The 20,909-nt window shown below is 71.7% G+C and carries 16 protein-coding genes; 9 read left to right on the top strand and 7 right to left on the bottom strand.

Features of this window, described 5'->3' with window-relative positions; all coding sequences use genetic code 11:
• Positions 1-152: 152 nt before the first annotated feature.
• From AC07DS_RS29425 to AC07DS_RS29415, 3 genes are all read left to right on the top strand, one after another.
• Entirely contained in the window at positions 153-1,415 is a 1,263-nt protein-coding gene (locus tag AC07DS_RS29425) for a cupin domain-containing protein (protein WP_479150101.1), read from the top strand.
• Positions 1,416-1,796: 381 nt separating this feature from the next.
• On the top strand, positions 1,797-3,104 hold the full coding sequence (locus AC07DS_RS29420; RefSeq protein WP_479150099.1) for a hypothetical protein: 1,308 nt from the start codon (positions 1,797-1,799) through the stop codon (positions 3,102-3,104).
• A gap of 890 nt (positions 3,105-3,994) precedes the next feature.
• The gene (locus AC07DS_RS29415; protein WP_479150097.1) at positions 3,995-5,374 is read left to right on the top strand and encodes an MFS transporter; all 1,380 of its coding nucleotides are present in this window, start codon (positions 3,995-3,997) and stop codon (positions 5,372-5,374) included.
• 46 nt (positions 5,375-5,420) lie between these two features.
• Here the strand turns inward: AC07DS_RS29415 and AC07DS_RS29410 are convergent, their stop codons facing one another.
• From AC07DS_RS29410 to lnt, 4 genes are all read right to left on the bottom strand, one after another.
• Positions 5,421-7,373, bottom strand: a complete 1,953-nt coding sequence (locus AC07DS_RS29410; protein WP_479150096.1) for a helix-turn-helix domain-containing protein — start codon at positions 7,371-7,373, stop codon at positions 5,421-5,423.
• A gap of 79 nt (positions 7,374-7,452) precedes the next feature.
• On the bottom strand, positions 7,453-8,253 hold the full coding sequence (locus tag AC07DS_RS29405; RefSeq protein ID WP_479150094.1) for a 3-hydroxybutyrate dehydrogenase: 801 nt from the start codon (positions 8,251-8,253) through the stop codon (positions 7,453-7,455).
• A gap of 54 nt (positions 8,254-8,307) precedes the next feature.
• Positions 8,308-8,787, bottom strand: a complete 480-nt coding sequence (locus AC07DS_RS29400) for an NUDIX hydrolase (RefSeq protein WP_479150092.1) — start codon at positions 8,785-8,787, stop codon at positions 8,308-8,310.
• Positions 8,788-8,854: 67 nt separating this feature from the next.
• A complete protein-coding gene (gene lnt, locus AC07DS_RS29395; RefSeq protein ID WP_479150091.1) occupies positions 8,855-10,462 on the bottom strand; it encodes an apolipoprotein N-acyltransferase in 1,608 nt (535 codons plus the stop codon).
• Between the two features lie 299 nt (positions 10,463-10,761).
• Between lnt and AC07DS_RS29390 the strand changes: the two genes are divergently transcribed.
• Positions 10,762-11,715, top strand: coding sequence for an O-antigen ligase family protein (locus AC07DS_RS29390; protein WP_479150089.1), 954 nt, complete (start codon positions 10,762-10,764; stop codon positions 11,713-11,715).
• A 302-nt stretch (positions 11,716-12,017) separates the two neighbouring features.
• Here AC07DS_RS29390 and AC07DS_RS29385 read toward each other — a convergent pair whose 3' ends face one another.
• Both AC07DS_RS29385 and AC07DS_RS29380 read right to left on the bottom strand, forming a co-directional pair.
• Positions 12,018-12,560: a hypothetical protein gene (locus AC07DS_RS29385; RefSeq protein ID WP_479150087.1), complete on the bottom strand. Its 543-nt coding sequence runs from the start codon at positions 12,558-12,560 to the stop codon at positions 12,018-12,020.
• Positions 12,561-12,654: 94 nt separating this feature from the next.
• The gene (locus AC07DS_RS29380) at positions 12,655-13,449 is read right to left on the bottom strand and encodes a glutamate racemase (RefSeq protein WP_479150085.1); all 795 of its coding nucleotides are present in this window, start codon (positions 13,447-13,449) and stop codon (positions 12,655-12,657) included.
• Positions 13,450-13,506: 57 nt separating this feature from the next.
• Here AC07DS_RS29380 and AC07DS_RS29375 point away from each other — a divergent pair, with 57 nt between their 5' ends.
• On the top strand, positions 13,507-14,682 hold the full coding sequence (locus AC07DS_RS29375; RefSeq protein ID WP_479150083.1) for a glycosyltransferase: 1,176 nt from the start codon (positions 13,507-13,509) through the stop codon (positions 14,680-14,682).
• 7 nt (positions 14,683-14,689) lie between these two features.
• Here AC07DS_RS29375 and AC07DS_RS29370 read toward each other — a convergent pair whose 3' ends face one another.
• A complete protein-coding gene (locus tag AC07DS_RS29370) occupies positions 14,690-15,982 on the bottom strand; it encodes a TerD family protein (protein ID WP_479150227.1) in 1,293 nt (430 codons plus the stop codon).
• A gap of 296 nt (positions 15,983-16,278) precedes the next feature.
• On the opposite strand from AC07DS_RS29370, the gene AC07DS_RS29365 reads away from it, so the two are divergent.
• The 4 genes from AC07DS_RS29365 (at position 16,279) to AC07DS_RS29350 (ending at position 20,908) form a co-directional block, all read left to right on the top strand.
• Positions 16,279-16,713 (top strand): DUF6643 family protein, encoded by a 435-nt coding sequence (locus tag AC07DS_RS29365; RefSeq protein ID WP_479150082.1) that lies wholly within the window; start codon positions 16,279-16,281, stop codon positions 16,711-16,713.
• 44 nt (positions 16,714-16,757) lie between these two features.
• A complete protein-coding gene (locus tag AC07DS_RS29360; protein WP_479150080.1) occupies positions 16,758-17,582 on the top strand; it encodes an MOSC domain-containing protein in 825 nt (274 codons plus the stop codon).
• Between the two features lie 170 nt (positions 17,583-17,752).
• Positions 17,753-18,358: an Rv1733c family protein gene (locus AC07DS_RS29355; RefSeq protein WP_479150078.1), complete on the top strand. Its 606-nt coding sequence runs from the start codon at positions 17,753-17,755 to the stop codon at positions 18,356-18,358.
• A gap of 111 nt (positions 18,359-18,469) precedes the next feature.
• Positions 18,470-20,908, top strand: a complete 2,439-nt coding sequence (locus AC07DS_RS29350) for a right-handed parallel beta-helix repeat-containing protein (protein ID WP_479150077.1) — start codon at positions 18,470-18,472, stop codon at positions 20,906-20,908.
• Position 20,909: the final 1 nt, after the last annotated feature.

Genomic DNA, 20,909 nt, shown 5'->3' with positions numbered 1-20,909 from the left:
CACTGGAGACAGTGAAGATGCTGCCGCATTGCTGATCTCTTGTGAGGAGATGCCTGTGGTCAGAGAGGGACTCGCGTCGGCCACGGACGGTGGCGGGGGCGGCCGGAACACCTGCGTGATCGACTGACGAGCACCTCGCGCGGAGAGCGGTAATGGATCTGCGAGGCCTCGTGGCCCCATTGTCACCCGAGGAGTTTCTGGACAGTTACCTGGGGCGTCGAACGGTCCATGTGCCCGGGCCTCCGGACCGGTTCCGGGGACTCTTCGACTGGGAGACGCTTGACGGGGCGCTCAATCACCAGCGCCTGCCCGCGCCCCGCCTGCGCCTCGCCCGGGGTGGACGCATCCTGCCCGCCACTGACTACACCCACGCCGTCACCGACTCGCTCGGCGTCGTACATCAAGTCGTCGATGCGGGGCGGCTGTACCGGGAACTCGGGGGCGGTGCCTCCCTGGTGTTGGACACCGTGGAGGAGTTCTGCGAACCGGTGCGCCGCCTCGCGTGGGAGCTGGAGAGAACGCTCCGTGAACGGGTCTCGGTGAACGCCTACGCCTCCTGGGACGCGACTTCGGCGTTCGGTGTGCACTGGGACAACCATGACGTGATTGTCCTGCAGATCGCCGGGGAGAAACACTGGACGCTGCACGGCCAGGGGCGGCGCTGGCCCCTGCGCACCGACATCGAGGAGAATCTTGCCCCGACGGACACCCAGGGCGAGACGGTCGTGCTGTCCCCCGGCGACCTGTTGCACGTTCCCCGTGGTTGCTGGCACTCCGTGCGCGCTGGTCGGCCGCCGAGCCTGCACCTCGCGCTGGGTGTCACCCGCAGCACCGGTCACGACCTCGTCCGGTGGGTTGCTGACCAACTGCTGTCCGCGGAGGTCGTCCGTCAGGACCTGCCCCGTTTTGGGACGGCCGAGGAGCAGGAGAGTCATGTCGCGGCATTGCGCGAGGAAGTACTCGCCCGCCTGACACGGGCGGGCATGCATGAGTTCTTCGCCGTCCGTGATGGCATGGCCCACGCACGACAGGCCGTTGACCTGGCTTTATTCGGTGAGGATTTCACCCTTGGGCAGTACCGCCTCACGCGTGCGACACGCATCGAATGGCTCTTTCCGCGCGCCGTGCTCAGCCCCCCGGACGACGATGAACAGCCAGTGACCCTGACCGCGGGGGGCAGGGTCTGGCGCTTCCAACGAGCGGCATCGGTGGTCCTGGCGCGCCTCCTGACCGAAAGAGAGACTGGATTCGGATCACTGGCGAACGCTGTGGCCGCATTCGTGGACTCCGACACCCTGCGGAGATTGGTCTCGGATCTCCACCGCCAGGGGCTTATACGGATCCTCCCGGCGGCTGACGGCCTTTCATGTGAGCAACCACCCGAGAATCAGGGCCCCCACGACGATCCAGAGTGACCTGTCCGCCCCCGACTGCATCAGGAGTCCCGCCAGTGCTGTCGCGTCGCTGATGCTGATGGACGGCTCCCGTGCCGTGTCATCCGGACGATCTCCAGGATGTGTTTCCCTGTTGGTCATTTCACGGCTCCCCCTTTTCCGGGCTCCCTCGAGCCCGTACTCAGCGTGGCGGGAGAAGCTCGGTGGCCGCGAGAGCACAGCAAGTTGTTAAGTGCAATGCCGGTATCCGACGGCATGGCGCTGGTGAACGGTTGAATGTGGGGTTGAAAATTGACGTCCAGTTCTGCCGGGTCGGAGGTGGCGGCGATAAGATGACTTCGACTCCCAGGGCAATCGAGGACGGCCGACGTGCACCAGCCCAGGAACGAGAAGCTCAAGGCCTTGCTGACCGAGGCCGGCTGCTCGTACGAAGGACTCGCACTGCGTCTGAACTCCCTCGGCGCCCGGCACGGTTTACGACTCGCCTACGACAAATCATCGGTGAGCCATTGGGTGAACGGCACAAGACCGCGCTCTCCGGTGCCCGCCCTGATCGCCGAGGTTCTCGGCACGAAGCTGGGGCGTACCGTGCCGCTGGACGACATCGGACTGGGAGACACGTCGGAGGCTCGGCTAGCGACCGACTCCTTGCTGCATCACAGTGACCTCGACCAGGCATGGAGCGTCATGGACAGGCTGGGGCGAGCGGACATGGAGCGACGTAAATTCCTGTACCTTCTCCCCTTTTCCCTGTCGGCGATCCCCGGGACACAGCGGGACTGGCTCCTGCACCTCCTGTCCCTCGACGACGAGCCGCCCCACACCTGTCGCTCCGCTGACATCGAGAACATCCGTCGCTCCATGCAGATGTTCACCGCGATCGACGTCCAGTTCGGGGGAAACCAGGCGCGCGAAGCTCTCGCGGCGTACGTCGCCCACGACGTCGTACCCCTGTTGCGCTCTTCCCGGACCGACTGCATCGAGCAAGAACTGTTCAGCGCGGCCGCCGAGCTCTACCTGCAACTGGGCTGGATGACCTGTGACATCGGCGCCGACGGCCTGGCACAGCGATATCTGACCCAGGGACTGTACCTGGCCCGCCGTTCGAACCGGTCGGGCCTCATCGTGGCCAGTCACCTGCTCTCCGCGCTCGGGCAAATCTCCATAGCGAACGAGCGGTTGACGGAGGGCCTGAACTTCGCCCGCACGGCCCTGCACACGGCACAGCGCGCCGACAGCCCTCGCGCCACGACCCGGGCACGCCTGGTGGAGGCGCGGGCGTTGTCGGGCCTGGACGACGGCAAGGGCGCCGCTGCGGCGATGTACGCCGCGGAAGTGGCCGTGGACCGTAGCGGCGATGACCCCGAGTGGACAGGCTTCATCGACACCAGGTACTTCGCGAGCCAGATGGCCGGTTGCTTCCGGCTGCTCGACGACCCGGCCAAGATGCTTCATTTCGTAGGGCTCAGCATGGGGACCCAGTTCCCGGCGGGTCGTCAGGCGGCGCACAACGCCGTTTACCTCGCCACGGCCAGGCTCCGGCTCGGGGACATCGATACGGCCTGTACCCATGCCGAGCAGGCTGCCGAGATGGCTTCTCGCATGAAGTCGGCCATGACGAACCGCCTACTACGGAAGCTGACCGTCGAGATGCGCGCGTTTCGTCCGCACGCGCGCGTCACGAACTTCCTCGAACGCACCCGCGCCTGATGACGTGATTCGCCTCCTCCACCGTCGGCCGGCTCACAGCCTCCGGCCTGCTTCAGCAGACGTGTGCAGAGGACGATCCGGTCGTTGCTGAGGAGCCGGACACCGCAGAACGCATCCAGGGGCTAACGAGCGCGTGCACAGGTAGGCGGTAAATCGTCGGGCTTTCGACCGTCGATCATGGTGGTGTGATGGGGAAGGCATCTCATACAGACATCGATCACCAGCAACCGGAGGAGCACGGGTCCGTCGCCCGACGTGATCGCTGAACTCGCCGCTGAGTTAGGCCCGTTGTTGCATGAACGGCACCGGGCCAAGCTCGTGCCGGTTCGGTGTGGCGCGCGACGTACCACGAACAGACCTACAAGGACGGCACTTTGCGGACACGACCTGGCCCCCGCGAAGCCTTCCTACGACGGTACGGCCATCCCGAGACCGGCGGCGACCCGGGCAACGGCAGCACCGCGACGTTCACCGTTGGATCGTCGATGACCGCGCGACGCAGCGCGTCGGCTTCCCGCGCACCTTCCAGCAGAACAACTTCTGGGAGCTGACCGTCCCGGCGCACCTCGCGAAGGGACAGAACACGATCACGCCGTCCCACCGTACGCGCGCGAGGTGCGATGAGCCGCTTACCGAAGATCCGAAGCCAGCACCAAATCAGCACGAAAGTCAGCACCGCACCGTCAAATCACCCTGAATTACGCGTCACGGACAGTACTCGTTTCGACCAACATCGGGCTCGCGAACCGCCCTACCGCGAGCTGGCATGGTGGCCGCACGCATAAGCAATCCCTCAACTATGTTGCCCCGCCACATGTGCCCCTGACCTGCCTCTTCCTACGGTGTGCCGACACGTACCCGTCCCCACCGCACACGAGGAAGTGGCGCACATGGCCTCCGCAGCAGCATCCGCTCCCCCACCCCCCGCCGGCCTCCCCCGCATCGTCGCCGCCGGCCTCATCGGCACCACCATCGAGTGGTACGACTTCTTCCTGTACGGCTCCGCCGCCGCGCTGGTGTTCAACAAGCTGTTCTTCCCGGACTCCGATCCGCTGGTCGGGACGCTGCTGTCGTTCCTGACGTACGCCGTCGGGTTCGCGGCCCGCCCGCTGGGGGCGCTCGTGTTCGGGCACTACGGTGACCGGCTGGGGCGCAAGAAGCTGCTGGTGCTGAGCCTGCTGCTGATGGGCGGGGCGACCTTCGCGATCGGGCTGCTGCCGACGCACGCGTCCGTCGGTTCCGCCGCGCCGGTACTGCTGACCGTGCTGCGTCTGGTGCAGGGGTTCGCGCTCGGTGGTGAGTGGGGCGGCGCCGTGCTGCTGGTGTCCGAGCACGGGGACGCGCGGCGGCGCGGATTCTGGGCCGCGTGGCCGCAGACGGGGGCGCCCGCCGGGCAGTTGCTGGCGACCGGTGTGCTGTCGCTGCTCACCGCCGTGCTCTCGGACGACGCCTTCGGCACCTGGGGCTGGCGGATCCCGTTCCTGCTCTCCGGTGTGCTGGTGATCGTCGGTTTGTGGATTCGTCTCTCCGTCGATGAATCGCCTGTCTTCAAGGAGGCGTTGGAGCGGGCCGAGTCACGGCGGACCGGTGAGGCGGAGAAGCCGCCGATCGTCTCCGTGCTGCGGCACCACTGGCGGGACGTGCTCGTCGCGATGGGCGCCCGCATGGCGGAGAACATCAGCTACTACGTCATCACCGCCTTCATCCTCGTGTACGCCACCACGTCCGCCGGCGTCTCGAAGCAGACCGCGCTCAACACCGTGCTCATCGGCTCCGCCGTGCACTTCGCCGTGATCCCGGCCTGGGGCGCGCTCTCCGACCGGGTCGGCCGGCGGCCCGTGTATCTGCTGGGCGCGGCCGGCGTGGGTCTGTGGATGTTCCCGTTCTTCTCGCTCGTCGACACCGGCTCCTTCGGGTACCTGGTGCTCGCCGTGACCGTCGGTCTGGTGCTGCACGGCGCCATGTACGCACCGCAAGCCGCGTTCTTCGCGGAGATGTTCGCCACCCGGATGCGGTACTCCGGTGCCTCCATCGGTGCCCAGTTCGCCTCGGTGGCGGCCGGTGCGCCCGCCCCGCTCATCGCCACCGCGCTGCTCGCCGACTACGACAGCTCCACCCCGATCGCCCTGTACGTGATCGCGGCCGCCGTGCTGACGCTCATCGCGGTGGGTGTGGCCCGGGAGACCCGGCACCGGGATCTCGCACAGGTGGAGGCCGGGGACGGCGATCAGACCGCCGTGAGCGCGGCGGCCGACGCCCGGACGGTCTGACCGGCGCGACGGTTCGAACCACTGACCGGCCCCCGCGTGGGGCCGGTCAGTGGCGTCCCGGTGCCGCCAACCGGTGCAGGCGCAAGGCCAGTTGGATCTCCAGGGCGCGGGCGGGGCTCTGCCAGTCCTCGCCCAGGAGGCGGCCCACCCGCTCCAGCCGCTGGGCGACCGTGTTCACGTGCACGTGGAGGGTGTCCTTGGTGCGGGCCGGGCTCAGTCCGCAGGCGAAGTACGCGTCCAGGGTGCGCAGCAGTTCCGTGCCGCGGCGCTCGTCGTAGGCCACGACCGGGCCGATGGTGCGGTCGACGAAGCCGCCGATGTCCCGTTCGCCCGCGAGGAGCAGTCCGAGGAAACCGAAGTCCTCGGCCGCCGCGCCATCTCCGTCACGGCCGAGGAGATGCAGCGCGTCCAGGCAGCGGCGGCCCTCGGCGTAGGCGGCGGCCACGGTGTCGGGGTGGGCGGCGAGGTCGGTGACGGGGGCGGAGGCGCCGACCGTGACGGGCTGGTGGACGGCCGCGCCGAGGTGGCGGGCGGTGCGGCGGGCCACGTCCGTGGCGGTGTCGCCGGCGACGAGTGGGAGCAGCAGGACCGTGCCGCCGTCGCGGGCCGCGGCCAGGCCCTGCCGAGTGGCGGCGAGGTGGGAGGCGGCGGACCACAGACGGCGGCGGGCGGCGGCTTCCTCGTCGGCGTCGGCCGCCGGGCCGTCGAGGCGGGTCGCGAGGACGACGTGGGTGGCGTCCAGGTCCGCGTGCAGCCGCGCGGCGCGTTCGCGCAGCAGGCGCGGATCCCGGTCGCGGGCGTCCAGGAGGTCGTCCAGCAGTTCGCCCCGCACGCGCTGTTCGGCCTCGGAGGCGGAGCGGCGGGCCAGTAGGAGCAGCGAGGTGACCATCGCCGCGCGCTCCAGGGTGCGCTGGTCGACCGGGTCGAGGCCGGGGTGGCCGCGCAGCACCAGCGCGCCGAGGAGTTCGCCGCCCGCGGTCACCGCGGCGATCCAGTCGCCGCCGTGCCGCACGGCGTGCCCCTCGGCACGGGACGCCTCCAGGGGCTCGGCCGGTGCGACACCGGTCTCGCTGAACTCGACTGTTCCGTCGAGGACCTGGGAGACGGCCGCGGCCACGTCGTGCACCCCGCCGCCGCGCAGCACCAGTTCGGCGAGCCGGTCGTGCACGTCGGAGGCGCGCTCGATGACGGCGCTGCGGTCCCGGATGATCTCGTTGGCGTGCTCCAGTCCGGCCAGGGCCGCGCGGGTCTCGGTGAGCAGGTTGGCGGTGTCGATGGCGGCCGCGGCGAGCGCGGCGAAGGAGCCGAGCAGGGCGATCTGCTCACGTTCGAAGACGCGGGCCCGCCGGTCGGCGGCGAAGAGGACGCCGATGACGTGCGGGCCGAGCATCAGCGGCACGCCGAGGATGGCGACCAGGCCCTCGTCGCGGACTCCGGCGTCGATGGTGAGGGTGTGCTGGAAGCGGCCGTCCTGGAAGTAGTCGTCGGTGACGTACGGCCGCGCGGTCTGGGCGACGAGTCCGCCGAGCCCCTCGCCCATGCCGAGGCGCAGCTGCTGGAACCGGGCGGAGACCGAGCCCTCGGTCACGCGCATGTAGGTGTCGCCACGTGCCGGGTCGTTGAGGCTGAGGTAGGCGATGTCCGTGCCGAGCAGGGAACGGGCGCGCTGCACGATCGCCTGGAGGACGGCGTCCAGGTCCCTGAGGCCTGCCAGGTCGTGGGCGGTCTCGAAGAGCGCCGACAGTTCCGCCTCGCGCCGCCGTCGCCCTTCCAGTTCCGAACGCACCCGCAGGGCGAGCAGCTTGGCGTGCTCCAGGGCGGCGACCCGGCCAGCCGGCGCTCCCTCGGCACGGGCGAGCAGCACCGGCTGTTCGTACGCCTCCACCGAGGCGTCGCGGGCCAGCAGCTCGAGGTACGGGGCCTCCGCGCTGCCCTCGGGCACCCCGGTGGCGGCCGCGGTGGTGGGGCGCTCGGCCGGCCGGACGTGATCGCGAGACATGGTCACAGGATTCCGCATCGTGCGCCCGGCCCGTCGGGCCTGTGGAAAACTCTCCGTCCGGGCGCCGCCGGCCCGCCGCTCAGTGGGCCGTCCATCCGCCGTCCAGCACCAGCGAGGTACCGGTGACGAAGGACGCGTGCGGGCTGCACAGGTAGGCCACGGCCTCGGCGACCTCCTCCGGTTCGATGAGCCGCCGGACGGCGCAGTCCTTGAGCAGGATGTCGGACAGGACGCGCTCTTCGGGGATGCCGTGCGCCTGGGCCTGGTCGGTGATCTGCTTCTCGACCAGTGGGGTGCGCACATAGGCCGGGTTCACACAGTTCGAGGTCACACCGTGGGGGGCGCCCTCCAGGGCGGCCGTCTTGGAGAGGCCTTCGAGTCCGTGTTTGGCGGCCACATAGGCAGCCTTGAAGGCCGAGGCGCGCAGCCCGTGGACGGAGGACACGTTGACGATCCGGCCCCAGCCCTGCGCGTACATGTGCGGGAGGGCGCCGCGGATGAGCCGGAACGGCGCCTCCAGCATCACGGTGAGCACCGTGTGGAAGACGTCGGGCGGGAACTGCTCGATGGGGCGCACCAGCTGCAGCCCGGCGTTGTTGACCAGGACGTCGGTGCCGGCGGCCGCGTGTTCGGCGGTGTCCAGGTCGGTGAGGTCCAGGACGTGCGGTTCGACGGTGCCCGCCAGGTCCCGGGCCCGGTCGGCGAGTGCGTCCAGGCCGGCGGCGTCCCGGTCGACGGCTCTCACCTTGGCCCCGGCGGCCGCCAGCCGCAGCGCGCAGGCCCCGCCGATGCCGCCGGCGGCGCCGGTGACGAGGGCGGTGCGGCCGCCGAGGTCGAGCGAGGGGGCGTGGGGGCCGGGCAGGGCGCTGGGCTGGGTCATGTGCCGACCCTAAGCAGCACCCCACCCCGACCACATGTGGTCACACCCCATACTTCATTCAAAACTCGTAGCGTCAAACCATGTGGGTTCGTCCGACAGAGCCTGCTTGATCCGGACCAGCTGGTGCTCGTCCATCGGCGGCAGCGCATCCACCTCGAACCAGCCGACGTCCAGCGACTCGTCGTCGTTGACCCGCGCCTCGCCGCCGACGGCCCGGCAGCGGAAGGTGATGTCCATGAACTGGCAGATGTCGCCGTTGTTGTAGGTGATCCGCTCGCCGGACTTCACCATGACGATCCGCTCGGCCACGCACCGTACGGCTGACTCCTCGTACACCTCGCGCATCGCGGCGGCGGCCGGCTGCTCACCGGGCTCCGGGATGCCGGAGAGCAGCGCCCACTTGTGGTTGTCCGCGCGCTGCCCCAGCAGGATCCTGCCCTGGTCGTCGAAGACGACGGCGCTGACTCCGGGGAGCCACAGCAGTTGGTGGCCCGCGGAGGCCCTGATCGTGGAGATGAAGTCAGGAATAGCCATGGAACCGACCCTAACGGGCCGGTTCCGTCGAGCACGTGGGTTCCCCCGGCGTACGACGGGCGTACGGCTACGCGTCACCCGAGCGCCGGGCACGTATCCCGGACCCGATCGCCCAGCCGAGACCGCCCGCGGCCACCAGCACCAGGGCGATCTCCGGCAGGATGCCCAGCTTGGTCGCGGGCGTCTCGGAGGTGCGCAGCGGGACCTTCTGGACGAGGTAGGCGGGCACGAACATGCCGGTCTTCTGGGTGATCGTCCCGTCCGGCATGATGATCGCGCTGACGCCGCTGGTGACCGGCACGGTCACGGTCCGGCTGTGCTCGACGGCACGGATCCGGGACATGGCGAGCTGCTGGTAGGTCATCTCGCTGCGGTCGAAGGTGGCGTTGTTGCTGGGCACGGAGATCATCTCCGCACCGTGCGTGACGGTGTCCCGCACGGCCCAGTCGAAGGCGGCCTCGTAGCAGGTGGCGAGGCCGACCTTGGCGCCGTCGATGTCGAACACACCCGGCTTGCTGCCCCGGCTGAAGTCCTGGCGGACCATGCTGGTCCAGTTCTGGTTGATCGCACCGACGAGCCCGCGCAGCGGGAGGTACTCGCCGAACGGCTGCACCTGCCGCTTGTCGTAGGTCTGGGTCGGCCCCTTGGCCGGGTCCCACAGGATCTGCTCGTTGAGCAGCCTGCCGCCCCTCTCGACGACCCCGCCGACCGAGATGGGCACCCCGACGGCCCTGGCGGCACCGTCGATGACGGCGGCCGCGTCGGAGTTCGTGAAGGGGTCGATGTCGGAGGAGTTCTCCGGCCACAGCACGTAGTCGGGCTTGGCGACCTTGCCCGCCTTGATGTCGGCGGCGAGCTTGAGGGTCTCGCGCGCGTGGTAGTCGAGGACCGCCCGCCGCTGCGCGCTGAACTCCAGCCCGGCCCGGGGCACATTGCCCTGGATGACCGCGACGGTCGCGGTGCCGTCCTCGGCCTTGTCGCTCACCAGCGGCCGCGCGGCGACCGCTCCCGCCACCGGGACGGCGACGCTCAGCAGCGCGACGGCCGCGGCCCCGCGCCGCAGGGTCCGGGTGCGGCGCCGCTCGGCGATCAGGCGCCCCGCCTCGTACAGACCGAAGCCGCACAGGACCACCGCGAAGCCGAGCACCGGGGTGCCGCCCACTGCGGCGAGCGGCAGGAAGACGCCGTCGGCCTGGCCGAAGGCGATCTTGCCCCAGGGGAAGCCGCGGAAGGGCACGCGCGCGCGTACCGCCTCGCCCGCGATCCACACGGCGGCCGCCCACACCGGCCAGGCAGGCAGCTTGGCCACCGCGGCGACACCGACGCCGACGAGGCCGACGAAGACCGCCTCGATGGCGACCAGCGCGAGCCAGGGGCCGGGGCCGACCTCCACGCCGGTCCACACCAGCAGCGGCAGGAGGAAGCCGAGTCCGAAGAGGTAGCCGAGGCCGAACGCCGCCTTCCAGGTGCGGCCGCGCAGCACCCAGGCGAAGCCGGCGAAGGCTGGCAGGGCCAGCCACCACAGCGGGCGCGGCGGGAAGCTGACGTAGAGCAGCACTCCGCAGACGGCGGAGGCGACGGCCGGGACCAGGCGCAGCAGTCGGCGGCCGCGCGCGCTCGGCGCGGGGGACGGCTGGAGGCCGGACTGGTCCACGGAAGTTGCGGTGACGGTCACCCGGGGAGTGTACGGCGGTTGACGTTGCCGCCGACAGCACGGGCTGGTGCGGGCGCTGCCCCCACCTGCACCGTGCCGGAATCACGTCGTTCCTGCGCTGCTCGTGCCCAAAACGGTCATCAGCCGTTACCGTGTGCCCGAGCCTCAGTGGTGCGGCCGGTCCCGGTGCGTGCGGCCGGGGCCTGCCACAGGTCGGGGGACCGGGGTGCGAGGGGCGACGGGTGGGGTCGACGGGGACGAGGTCCGCGACCGGTGCGGACGCTTACAGAGGCAGACGAAACGTTTCTGACGGGGCGGGCATGATCCTTCTGGGAGCGTGCGCCGCCTGGTCGCTGATCACGGCGGCAGCCCACGACGGGCGGCCCGAAGGGGTGCTCCTCGCGGTGCTCGCCGTGATCGCCGGGTACGCCGCGGGCCGGATCTCCGGGGCGCTGCTTCCGGTGGCCGCGCCCGGTGCAGGTGCGTCCGCGGGGCTCGCGCTGGCCGTGGTCCTGCCCGACCTCTCCCCCGGCCCCCGCTACGCCGCCCCGCTCGGGCACGCCGGAGCCACGGCCGCCCTGCTGGCGCTGGCCACCGGTGCCGCGTGCTGTGCCGCCTGGGCCGCGCGCGGGCCCGGGCTGCGGCTCGGGCTGCGGCTGCTGGCCGCCGGAATCGCGCTGACCGGGGCCGCCATGGGCTCGGCCGTCGGCTGCGCGGCCAGCGCCGCGGTTCTGCTGTGCTCGCTCGCCGCGGGCTCGATGCCCCGCAGAGGCGTCGGCATCGTAGGTCTCGCACTTGCGGCGGCCCTGGTGGCGGGGACGATCTGGGCGGTCGCCGCCGGTGCCCTGCCCCAGGCCTTGGAAAGCCGGTTCACGCCGCACCGGGTCCAGCTGTGGCAGGACGCGCTGCGACTGGCCCGCCGGTACACGGGCCTGGGCATCGGCCCGGGCCGCTTCGGCGAGCTGAGCGACCCCGCGCCACAGGCCGTCCTGCCCGACGGCAGACCGCACTCGGCCCTGCTCCAGCAGGCGGCCGAACAGGGCCTCGCCGGGGTGCTTCTGCTGGCCGCCGGATTCGGCTGGGCCCTCTACGCCCTGTGGCGCACCCCGCGCTCCACACCGATCGCCCTCACCGCCGGCACGGCCCTGACCGCCCTGGCCGCGATCGCCTCCGTGGGCAACGCGCTGAGCTTCACCACGGTGACCGCGGGCGCGGGCCTGCTGGCGGGATGGGCCACGGCACGGCCGTGGGCGGGCGACAGCCCGGAGCTGTAGCGAGGCACAGGGCGCGAGCCCGCCGTCCGGCGCACGCGAGAGCGGCGCCCGGCGGTTGCGCGTGGCCGCGTCCGAGCCCAAGCGGCCCGCACCCCCGAGCGACCCCGGCGCCCCTCACACACAGCCCAGCCGATACCCGGCGACCCGCACCCCCGCCACCACACGCACACGCACACGCACACGCAGAGAGCCGGAACACGCAATCCGGCGCACGCAAGAACAGCGCCCGGTGTTTGTGGGTGGCGGCGTCCGGATCGAGGCGGACCGGGTTCGCGAAAGGGGCTGGCGGAGTGGCCGCCGTCTCAGCTCGCTCCCCCGGGCGTCATCGTCCGTAGCCGGTCCCTGATGGCGCGGACCGCCGCCTCCGCGTTGTCCACGGTGATCGTGAAGGTGTGGCCGTCCCACAGGCGCAGCACGATGCCCTCACCGCGGCGGACCACGACCGCGGTGCCCTTCTCGGGGCGCCAGCGGTAGCCCCAGCCGCCCCACTGGCGCGGGGTGACGTAGGAAGTGAAGTCGGCGCCGGCGACCTGGGAGAGCGGGATGCGGCGGCGCGGCACGCCGATGTGGCCGCAGCGCACCTCGACGCACTCCTTGTCGAGCTTGAGGTCGACGTGCACGAAGGCGAGCGTGCCGAACAGGACCAGCAGTCCGGCGGCGATGCAGCCCACGACGGACATCACCAGCGGGGCGACGCCGGAGGACCAGGCCGAGTCCACGGCCAGCTCGATGCCGAGTGCCATGCAGGCCGCGCCGCTCAGCGCCAGCAGCCACTGCACCCGGTTGGTGGCACGCCCGGTCCAGACGTCGGGGTGCGGGGTGTCCTCGGCGCGGTGCTCCCTCATGTCTACGAGGTTACTCAGGTTTCGCCCCGCTGGTACCGGCGTGCGGAGGGTGACTGTTCCGGGCGGCGCGCCCCGTGGAGGCGGCCGCCCCAGGTCACCGCCGGTCGGCGAGCGGTCCGACGGCGGGCAGCAGCCGCCCTTCGGCGTAGTGCAGCGCGGCCGCGGGCAGCACGCCCTCACGGCCGCTCAGCAGCACCGTCAGCGTGCCCTCGGCCGGAGCCTCGGGGGCGGGCTGTTCGCCCAGGCGCCGCAGGGCCTGGGCGGCCACGGCGCCGGCGGATCCGTGCAGCACGAGCGGAGCGGCATCGGGGCGCTGGACGGCGGCGCGGATACGTTCCGCCACCAGCTCGTAGTGGGTGCAGCCCAGGACGACGGTCGTCACGTCCTGTGGGGTCAGCGCGGCCGCAGCGGCGATCGCCGCGTCGATGGCCGCCTCGTCCGCGTGCTCCACGGCCTCCGCGAGGCCCCAGCAGGGCACCTCGGCAACCTGGACGCCGTCGGCGAAGTCCTCGATGAGACCGCGCTGGTAGGGGCTGCCGGTCGTGGCGGGCGTGGCCCAGATGGCGACGGGGCCGCCGCCGGCGGCGGCCGGCTTGATCGCCGGGACCGTGCCGATCACCGGGACGCCGGGCTCCAGGCGGGCGCGCAGGGCGGGCAGGGCGTGCACGGTGGCGGTGTTGCAGCCGATGATCAGGGCGTCGGGCCGGCGGGCCGCGGCGGCCTCGGCGACGGCCAGGGCACGCTGGATCAGGTCCTCCGTCGTGCGCGGCCCCCAGGGCATGCCGTCGGGGTCGAGAGAGAGGACCAGATCCGCGTCGGGGCGCAGGCGCCGTACCGCGGCGGTGGCCGCCAGCAGGCCGATTCCGGAGTCCATGAGCGCGATCTTCACCCGGCCACGATAGACGATGCGCCCTTGCGCTCCGGTCCTGTGGGGCAGACTGCGCCCGTGAGCGCGATCGTGTGGACCGCCGTCGTATCCCTCGCCGCCTGGTGCTGGCTGCTGCTGTGCCAGGGCTTCTTCTGGCGCACGGACGTCCGGCTGCCCCCGCGCCGGGAACCTGCCCAGTGGCCGCCGGTCTGTGTGGTCGTACCGGCCCGTGACGAGGCCGGCGTGCTGTCCGCGAGCCTGCCGTCCCTGCTCGCGCAGGACTATCCGGGGCGGGCGGAGGTCTTCCTCGTGGACGACGGGAGCACGGACGGTACGGGGGAGCTGGCCCGTGAGCTGTCGCGGCGGCACGGCGGGCTGCCGCTCACGGTGGACTCTCCCGGTGAGCCGCCCGCGGGCTGGACGGGCAAGCTGTGGGCCGTGCGGCACGGCATCGGCCTCGCACGCGCGCATGATCCCGAATATCTGCTTCTGACGGACGCGGACATCGCGCACGCGCCGGACAGCCTGCGGGAACTGGTGGCCGCGGCCCGCACCGGGGGGTTCGACGTGGTGTCGCAGATGGCGCGACTGCGGGTCGAGAGCCTGTGGGAACGGCTCGTGGTCCCGGCGTTCGTCTACTTCTTCGCGCAGCTGTATCCCTTCCGGAGGATCGGCCTGCGCTGGGCGCGGACGGCGGCGGCCGCGGGCGGCTGTGTCCTGCTGCGCGCGGACATGGCCGAGACGGCGCGCATCCCGGACGCCATCCGGCACGCCGTGATCGACGACGTCGCCCTCGCGCGCGAGGTGAAGGCCGCCGGCGGTCACATCTGGCTCGGGCTGGCCGACCGGGTGGACAGCGTGCGTCCCTATCCGCGGCTGCACGATCTGTGGCGGATGGTCTCGCGCAGCGCGTACGCCCAGCTCCGGCACAACCCGCTTCTGCTGCTGGGCACGGTCGCCGGGCTCGCCCTGGTGTACCTGGTGCCGCCCGCGGCCGTGGTGGCCGGTACGGTCACGGGCAGCGCGGCGACGGCGGTCGTGGGCGCGGCCGCCTGGGCGGTGATGACGGGGACGTACGTGCCGATGCTCCGTTACTACCGGCAGCCGCCGTGGCTGGCGGCGCTGCTGCCTTTCACCGCGTTCCTCTACCTCCTCATGACGGCCGACTCCGCCGTACAGCACTACCGGGGGCGCGGGGCGGCCTGGAAGGGCCGCACGTATGCGCGCCCGGACGCCGTGCCCGACGAGAGCTGATACGTGGCTACTTGCGCCCCGGTGTCCAGTTCATGCCCCACCCGTAGGCGTGGTCCATGGTCCGCTGCGGGCTCACTCCGCGCTCCGGTACCAGGTAGCGCGCCTCGCGCTGGACGACGAGGTCGCCGCCGGTGTTGGTGATCAGCGCGAGTGCGCACACCGTGGAGGGGACCGTGCACTCGTCCAGCGAGAAGTCGATCGCGGCGCCGTGCTGGGGCTGGAGGGTGACCGTGGCATGCAGGTCGGCGAAGGAGGCCGCGCCTTCATAGATCGTGACGAAGACCAGGATGCGCCGGAAGTCCTGTTTGCGGTCGAGGTTGACGGTGAGGTTCTCGCCGCTCGCCACGGCGCCCGTACGGTCGTCGCCGTCGAGGTGGATGTACGGCGGCCGGCTCAGGGACCCGAAGGCGTTGCCGAGTGCCTGCACGACGCCCTTGCGGCCGTCGGCGAGTTCGTACAGGGCGCACAGGTCGAGGTCGAGGTTGCCCTGGCTGCCGCCCCACCGGCCGCCCCGGCCCGGGAAATGCTTGCGCACCTGCCAGTTGAGGTTGACCCGCATGGCGCCGGAGGTGCCGCCCTGCTTGGCCAGGGAGACGGACGGGGCCGCCTTGGTGAGGGTGACCTTGGAGAGGCGGACCGGCGCGGCCGGAGGGGTTGCCGGAGGTGGCGGCAGGGGCACGGGAGCGGTGGTCGGCGGTGACAGGGTCGCCGTGGGCGGGAGCGGCGGCGCGGCCGGGGGTGCGGGAGGCGGTGCGGCGGCCGTGCGAGGCGGCGCGGTGTGCTGCGGCTCGTCGACGGTGATACCGAAGTCCGTGGCCAGACCCTCGAGTCCGCTGCTGTACCCCTGGCCGACGGCGCGGAACTTCCAGCCGCCCTGACGGCGGTAGAACTCGCCGAGCACGAAGGCGGTCTCCACCGTCGCGCCGGGGCTGTCGAAGCGGGCGACCGCGCCACCGGCCGTGTCGGTCACTTCGATGTAGAGGTCCGGGACCTGCCCGAACGTCCCGCCGTCCGCGGAGGCCGCGAGGACGACCCGCTCGATCCCGCTCTCCACGCGCGCGAGGTCCACGAGGAGGGTGTCGGTGACGAGCCCGCCGGCGGTCCGCTTGCCCTCGTGACGGACCGCGCCGGAGGGGTGCGCGGGCTGGTTGTAGAAGACGAAGTCACCGTCGGAGCGGACCTTCCCGGCCGCGAGCAACAGTGCCGAGGCGTCCGCGTCGGGTACGCCGGGTCCGGAGCGCCAGCCCAATTCGACGCGCAGGGCCGTGGTGGGCACCGGCGCATTCGATCCTTTCGGCATTGTCATGTCCGCCCCCATCGCGTGTCGGTGTCCCGGACGTGCCCGGGCTCCCGAGATCATCTCTACCCGCCCAACCTATTCCCAGGGGCGGGGAACTCCCATGAGCTGCGCCGGAAGATCGCCGGTCAACCGCCGGTAACCCGACAGCAGCTCGGCATTTACACGATCCCAACGTTGAACGGCGTCCATTTTTGCCAAGTTCGCTCGGATTGGGGATCCCGCGTCACTGCGGACACGGAAAACAACCCTCTTATCGGTCTCCCCAACCAGCACATCGTGGGCTTAACTTATGTGCCATGACCTCCCCCCGCTCCACCTATGGCGGCGGCTACTACTCCGCCTCCTTCCCGGACACCCCGATCTACGACTCGCTCGTGGCCGAGCGGGGCACCCCGCAGATCGCCCCGATCCGGGTCCCCGCCGCGTACGACACGGGCAGCCACCTTCCCGCGCTCCCGTCGGCGCTGCCCGCCCTCCCGGCGGCTCCCTCCCCGCAGATCCCCGCCTACGGTTACCCGCAGTTCCAGCCCGCCCCGCTGCAGCAGGCGCCCACGGCGTACATCCCGCAGCAGGCGAGCGCTCCCCGCGGCTATCCCGGCCCGCAGGCCCAGCAGCCGCCGCGCCCGATGGCGGCCGGCACGGGCTACGAGGCCATGCGCCCCGCCGCGCCGCGGCCCGCACCGGCTCCGTACCAGGATCCGTACAACAACCAGCAGTACCGCGGCTACTGACCGGCACGTCCCCGGCTGTCGGTGCCACCTGGCACGATGGCGTCATGGGGAACGCCGAACTGCAGTCGATCCACGTCCATCCGGTCAAGGCGTTCCGGGGTGTCGCACCCCGGGCAGCCTTGGTGGAGCCCTGGGGGCTGGCCGGAGACCGGCGCTGGACTCTGATCGACGACGGGGGAAAGGTCGTCACACAACGCGAGGAGCCGCGCCTCGCACTGGCCGCCGCCGAGCCGATGCCCGGCGGCGGCGTTCGTCTGTCCGCGCCCGGCCAGGAGCCGCTCACGGTCCTCGTCCCGGAGCCGGGGGCGACGGTGCCGACGCACGTCTTCGGCACGAAGGTGGAGGCGGTCCTCGCCTCCGACAGGGCTCACGACTGGTGCTCCGCGTATCTCGGCGCCGATGTCCGTCTGGTCCACATGGACGATCCGGCCACCCGGCGTCCGGTCGACCCCGAGTACGCGCTGCCGGGCGAGACGGTGAGCTTCGCCGACGGCTACCCCCTCCTGGTCACCACCGTCGCCTCCCTCGACGCCCTGAACTCCCTCATAGCCCGGGGCGATGACGCCGCCGAGGGCCCGCTGCCCATGAACCGGTTCCGGCCCAACGTGGTCGTCGCGGGCACCGAGGCCTGGGCCGAGGACGACTGGGCGAAGATCGCCATCGGCGAGGTGGTCTTCCGGGTCGCCAAGGCCTCCGGGCGCTGCGTCGTGACCACGACCGACCAGGACACCGCCGTACGCGGCCGTGAGCCCCTGCGCACGCTCGCACGGCACCGCAGGGTCGGCACGCGGCTGCTCTTCGGCCAGAACCTGGTGGCGCTCACGCCCGGCACGATCCGGGTAGGGGACCCGGTGCGGGTGCTCGGCTAGCGAATCGGGCCGGCGGGCGGGGAACCCAGGGGCGGGGCCCGGTCGTTGAGACGACGTGAGAATTGCATGAGAGGCCCCGGGCCGGGAGTGATGTCGCTCCCTCCGGGTCCGGGCCGGGGGTGAGCGGCTCCGTGGGGGGTGTCACGGAGCGGAAGGGGGTGGGGGGGGACGTGCGAGCAATCCGCGGCCTGTGGCGCTGGAGGCACAATCCGCTGCGCCGCGCGACCGACCTGGCCGAGGCCTGGGTGGCCGTCGCGGCCCTGGTGCTGGTCGCGGTGGCCGCGCCCCTGATCGGCGCCCTGGTCGGCGTGGCGGCGCAGGACTCCCTGCAGCACTCCGTGCGGGAGCAGCAGCACGACCGTCACCTCGTCACGGCCACCGTGGTGCGCGGGCTGGGCAGCGCCCCGATGGAGACCGACCCCGACACCGGAACCGCACACGACGCCCGCAGCCGTGTCCTCGCCGACTGGACGGCACCGGACGGCACCCGGCAGCACGGACCGGCGCTGGCGAACCTCAAGTCACCGCACGCGGGTGACCACTTCAGGCTCTGGACGGATCCGCACGGCCGAATAACGACCCGCCCGCTGGACTCCCCCACGGCGACGACGCACGCGGTGCTCGCCGGATTCGGCGCGGCTCTGCTGGCCGTGGGCCTGGTCGAGAGCGGCCGGCGGCTGATCGTCTGGCGCATGGTCCGCCGCCGGTATGCGCGTTGGGACCAGGCCTGGGACCGGGCGGGCCCGGACTGGGGCAAGGCGGGCACCGGCAGCTGACGGCCTTTCCGGCTCTGGTCAACCCACCACCCGCGCGCACGCTACGGTGGACCGGCCGACTCGCTTTCGGCATCAAACCCGCGTACTACGAGGTGGGGGCACAGCAACGCCATGGCACAGGGCACGGTCCAGGTGACGCACACCGGTACATCGCGGTGGCGGCGCCGCACGGGTGAGTACGCTTCGCTCGCCGCCGCCCTGGAGGCCGCCGCCGACGGCGACGTCCTCACCATCGCGCCCGGCACCTACCGGGAGAACCTCGTCGTCCAGCGGTCGGTGACCCTGCGCGGGCCGGAGGGTTCGCCGGGTTCGGTGCGGATCGCGCCCGTGGACGGGGTGCCGCTGACCGTGCGGGCCTCCGCGGTGGTGCAGGACCTGCACGTGGAGGGTCAGGACTCGGCAGCGCCCGCCCTGTTGGTCGAGGAGGGCACGCCCGAGCTGATGGACCTGCGGATCGTCACGCGGTCAGCCGCGGGCATCGAGGTGCGGGGCGGGGCGCGTCCGACCGTGCGGCGCTGCACCGTCGACAACCCTGCGGGTATCGGCATCGCCGTTCTCGACGGCGGCGGTGGGGTGTTCGAGGAGTGCGAGGTGGTCGCGGCCGGGCAGGCGGGCGTGGCGGTCCGTGGCGGCGGCCATCCCCGCCTGGAGCGGTGCCGGGTGCACCACGCCTCCGGCACCGGCCTGAGCGCGACCGGGGAGAACTCCGCCCTGGAGGCCGTCGGCTGCGAGGTGTACGAGGTCCGGGGCTCCGGGGTGCAGGTCACCCAGCGGGCCACGGCGCACCTGACCGACTGCGACGTGCACCGCACCACGGCCGACGGTGTCACGCTCGACACGGACGCGGTGCTCACGCTCGCGGACTGCCGGATCCACGACATCCCGGAGAACGCGGTCGATCTGCGCTCCCGTTCGGTGCTCACGCTGACCCGGACAACGGTGCGTCAGTTCGGGCGCAACGGCCTGTCGGTGTGGGACCCGGGCACCCGGGTGGACGCCAACCAGTGCGAGATCTTCGACAGCACCGGCGACTATCCGGCGGTGTGGGTGAGCGACGGCGCCACCGCGGTGCTCGAGTCCTGCCGGGTGCACGACGTGCCGGACGCGCTGTTCGTACTGGACCGCGGCTCGCGTGCGGACGTCGTGGACAGCGACCTGTCCCAGGTCCGCAACACGGCCGTGTCGGTGAGCGACGGCGCGACCGCACAGCTCGACGACTGCCGGATCCGGGAAGCGGCCACCGGCGCCTGGTTCCGCGACCACGGCAGCGGCGGAACGCTCAACAACTGCACCCTGGACGGCACCCAGACCGGTGTGATCGTCACCAAGGGCGCCGACCCGACGATCGAGCGGTGCACGGTCGACTCGCCTGCCGAGGCCGGTTTCTACGTGTCCGCCGGCGGCCGGGGCAGCTTCCTGAACTGCCGGGTCAGCGGCAGCGGCGGCTACGGCTTCCACGTGATCGACGGCTGCCGTACGACACTTCGGAAGTGCCGTACGGAGCGGTGTTCGCGCGGTGGTTACGAGTTCGCCGACGCGGGGCCGGACGCGGGGGCCGGGACGGGCCCGGTCGTGGAGGACTGCACCAGCGACGAGAGCGGCAGCCTCAGGCCGCCGGCGGCCCGCGAGACCGTCGTACAGACCTCCTCTCCCTCGCCCGGGCTGCTCGGCGCGATCCCCGGGCAGCGCGCCACGGAGCAGGAGCCGCTCGTCGCCGCGGCCGAGCCGGAGAAGTCGGCCCGGACGTCGAAGGCCGTGCTCGGTGAACTGGACGCGCTGGTGGGCCTGGAGAGCGTCAAGCGCGAGGTGCGGGCGCTGACCGACATGATCGAGGTGGGCCGGCGCCGGCAGCAGGCGGGGCTGAAGGCGGCCTCGGTCAAGCGGCACCTGGTCTTCACCGGCTCCCCCGGCACCGGCAAGACGACGGTCGCCCGGCTGTACGGCGAGATCCTCGCCTCCCTCGGGGTGCTGGAGAAGGGCCATCTGGTCGAGGTGTCCCGGGTCGACCTGGTCGGCGAGCACATCGGCTCCACCGCGATCCGCACCCAGGAGGCCTTCGAACGGGCGCGCGGCGGTGTGCTGTTCATCGACGAGGCCTACGCACTGTCCCCGGAGGACGCCGGACGGGACTTCGGCAAGGAGGCCATCGACACGCTGGTGAAGCTGATGGAGGACCACCGGGACGCGGTGGTGGTGATCGTCGCCGGCTACACGGCCGAGATGGAGCGCTTCCTTTCCGTCAACCCCGGTGTCGCCTCCCGCTTCTCCCGGACCATCACCTTCAGCGACTACGGCCCCGACGAGCTGCTCAGGATCGTGGAGCAGCAGGCCGACGAGCACGAGTACCGGCTGGCGCCGGGCGCTTCGGAGGCCCTGCTGAAGTACTTCACGGCGATCCCGAAGGGCCCCGCCTTCGGCAACGGCCGGACCGCGCGCCAGACCTTCGAGGCGATGGTGGAACGGCACGCGAGCCGTGTCGCGCAGCTGGAGGACCCCAGCACCGACGACCTGACCCTGCTCTACGGCGAGGACCTGCCGGAGCTGCCCTGAG

It is taken from the genome of Streptomyces sp. NPDC044064, assembly GCF_056434245.1.
The sequence above is the reverse complement of the archived record's forward strand: the minus strand, read 5'-3'. Positions and strand labels throughout refer to the sequence as shown.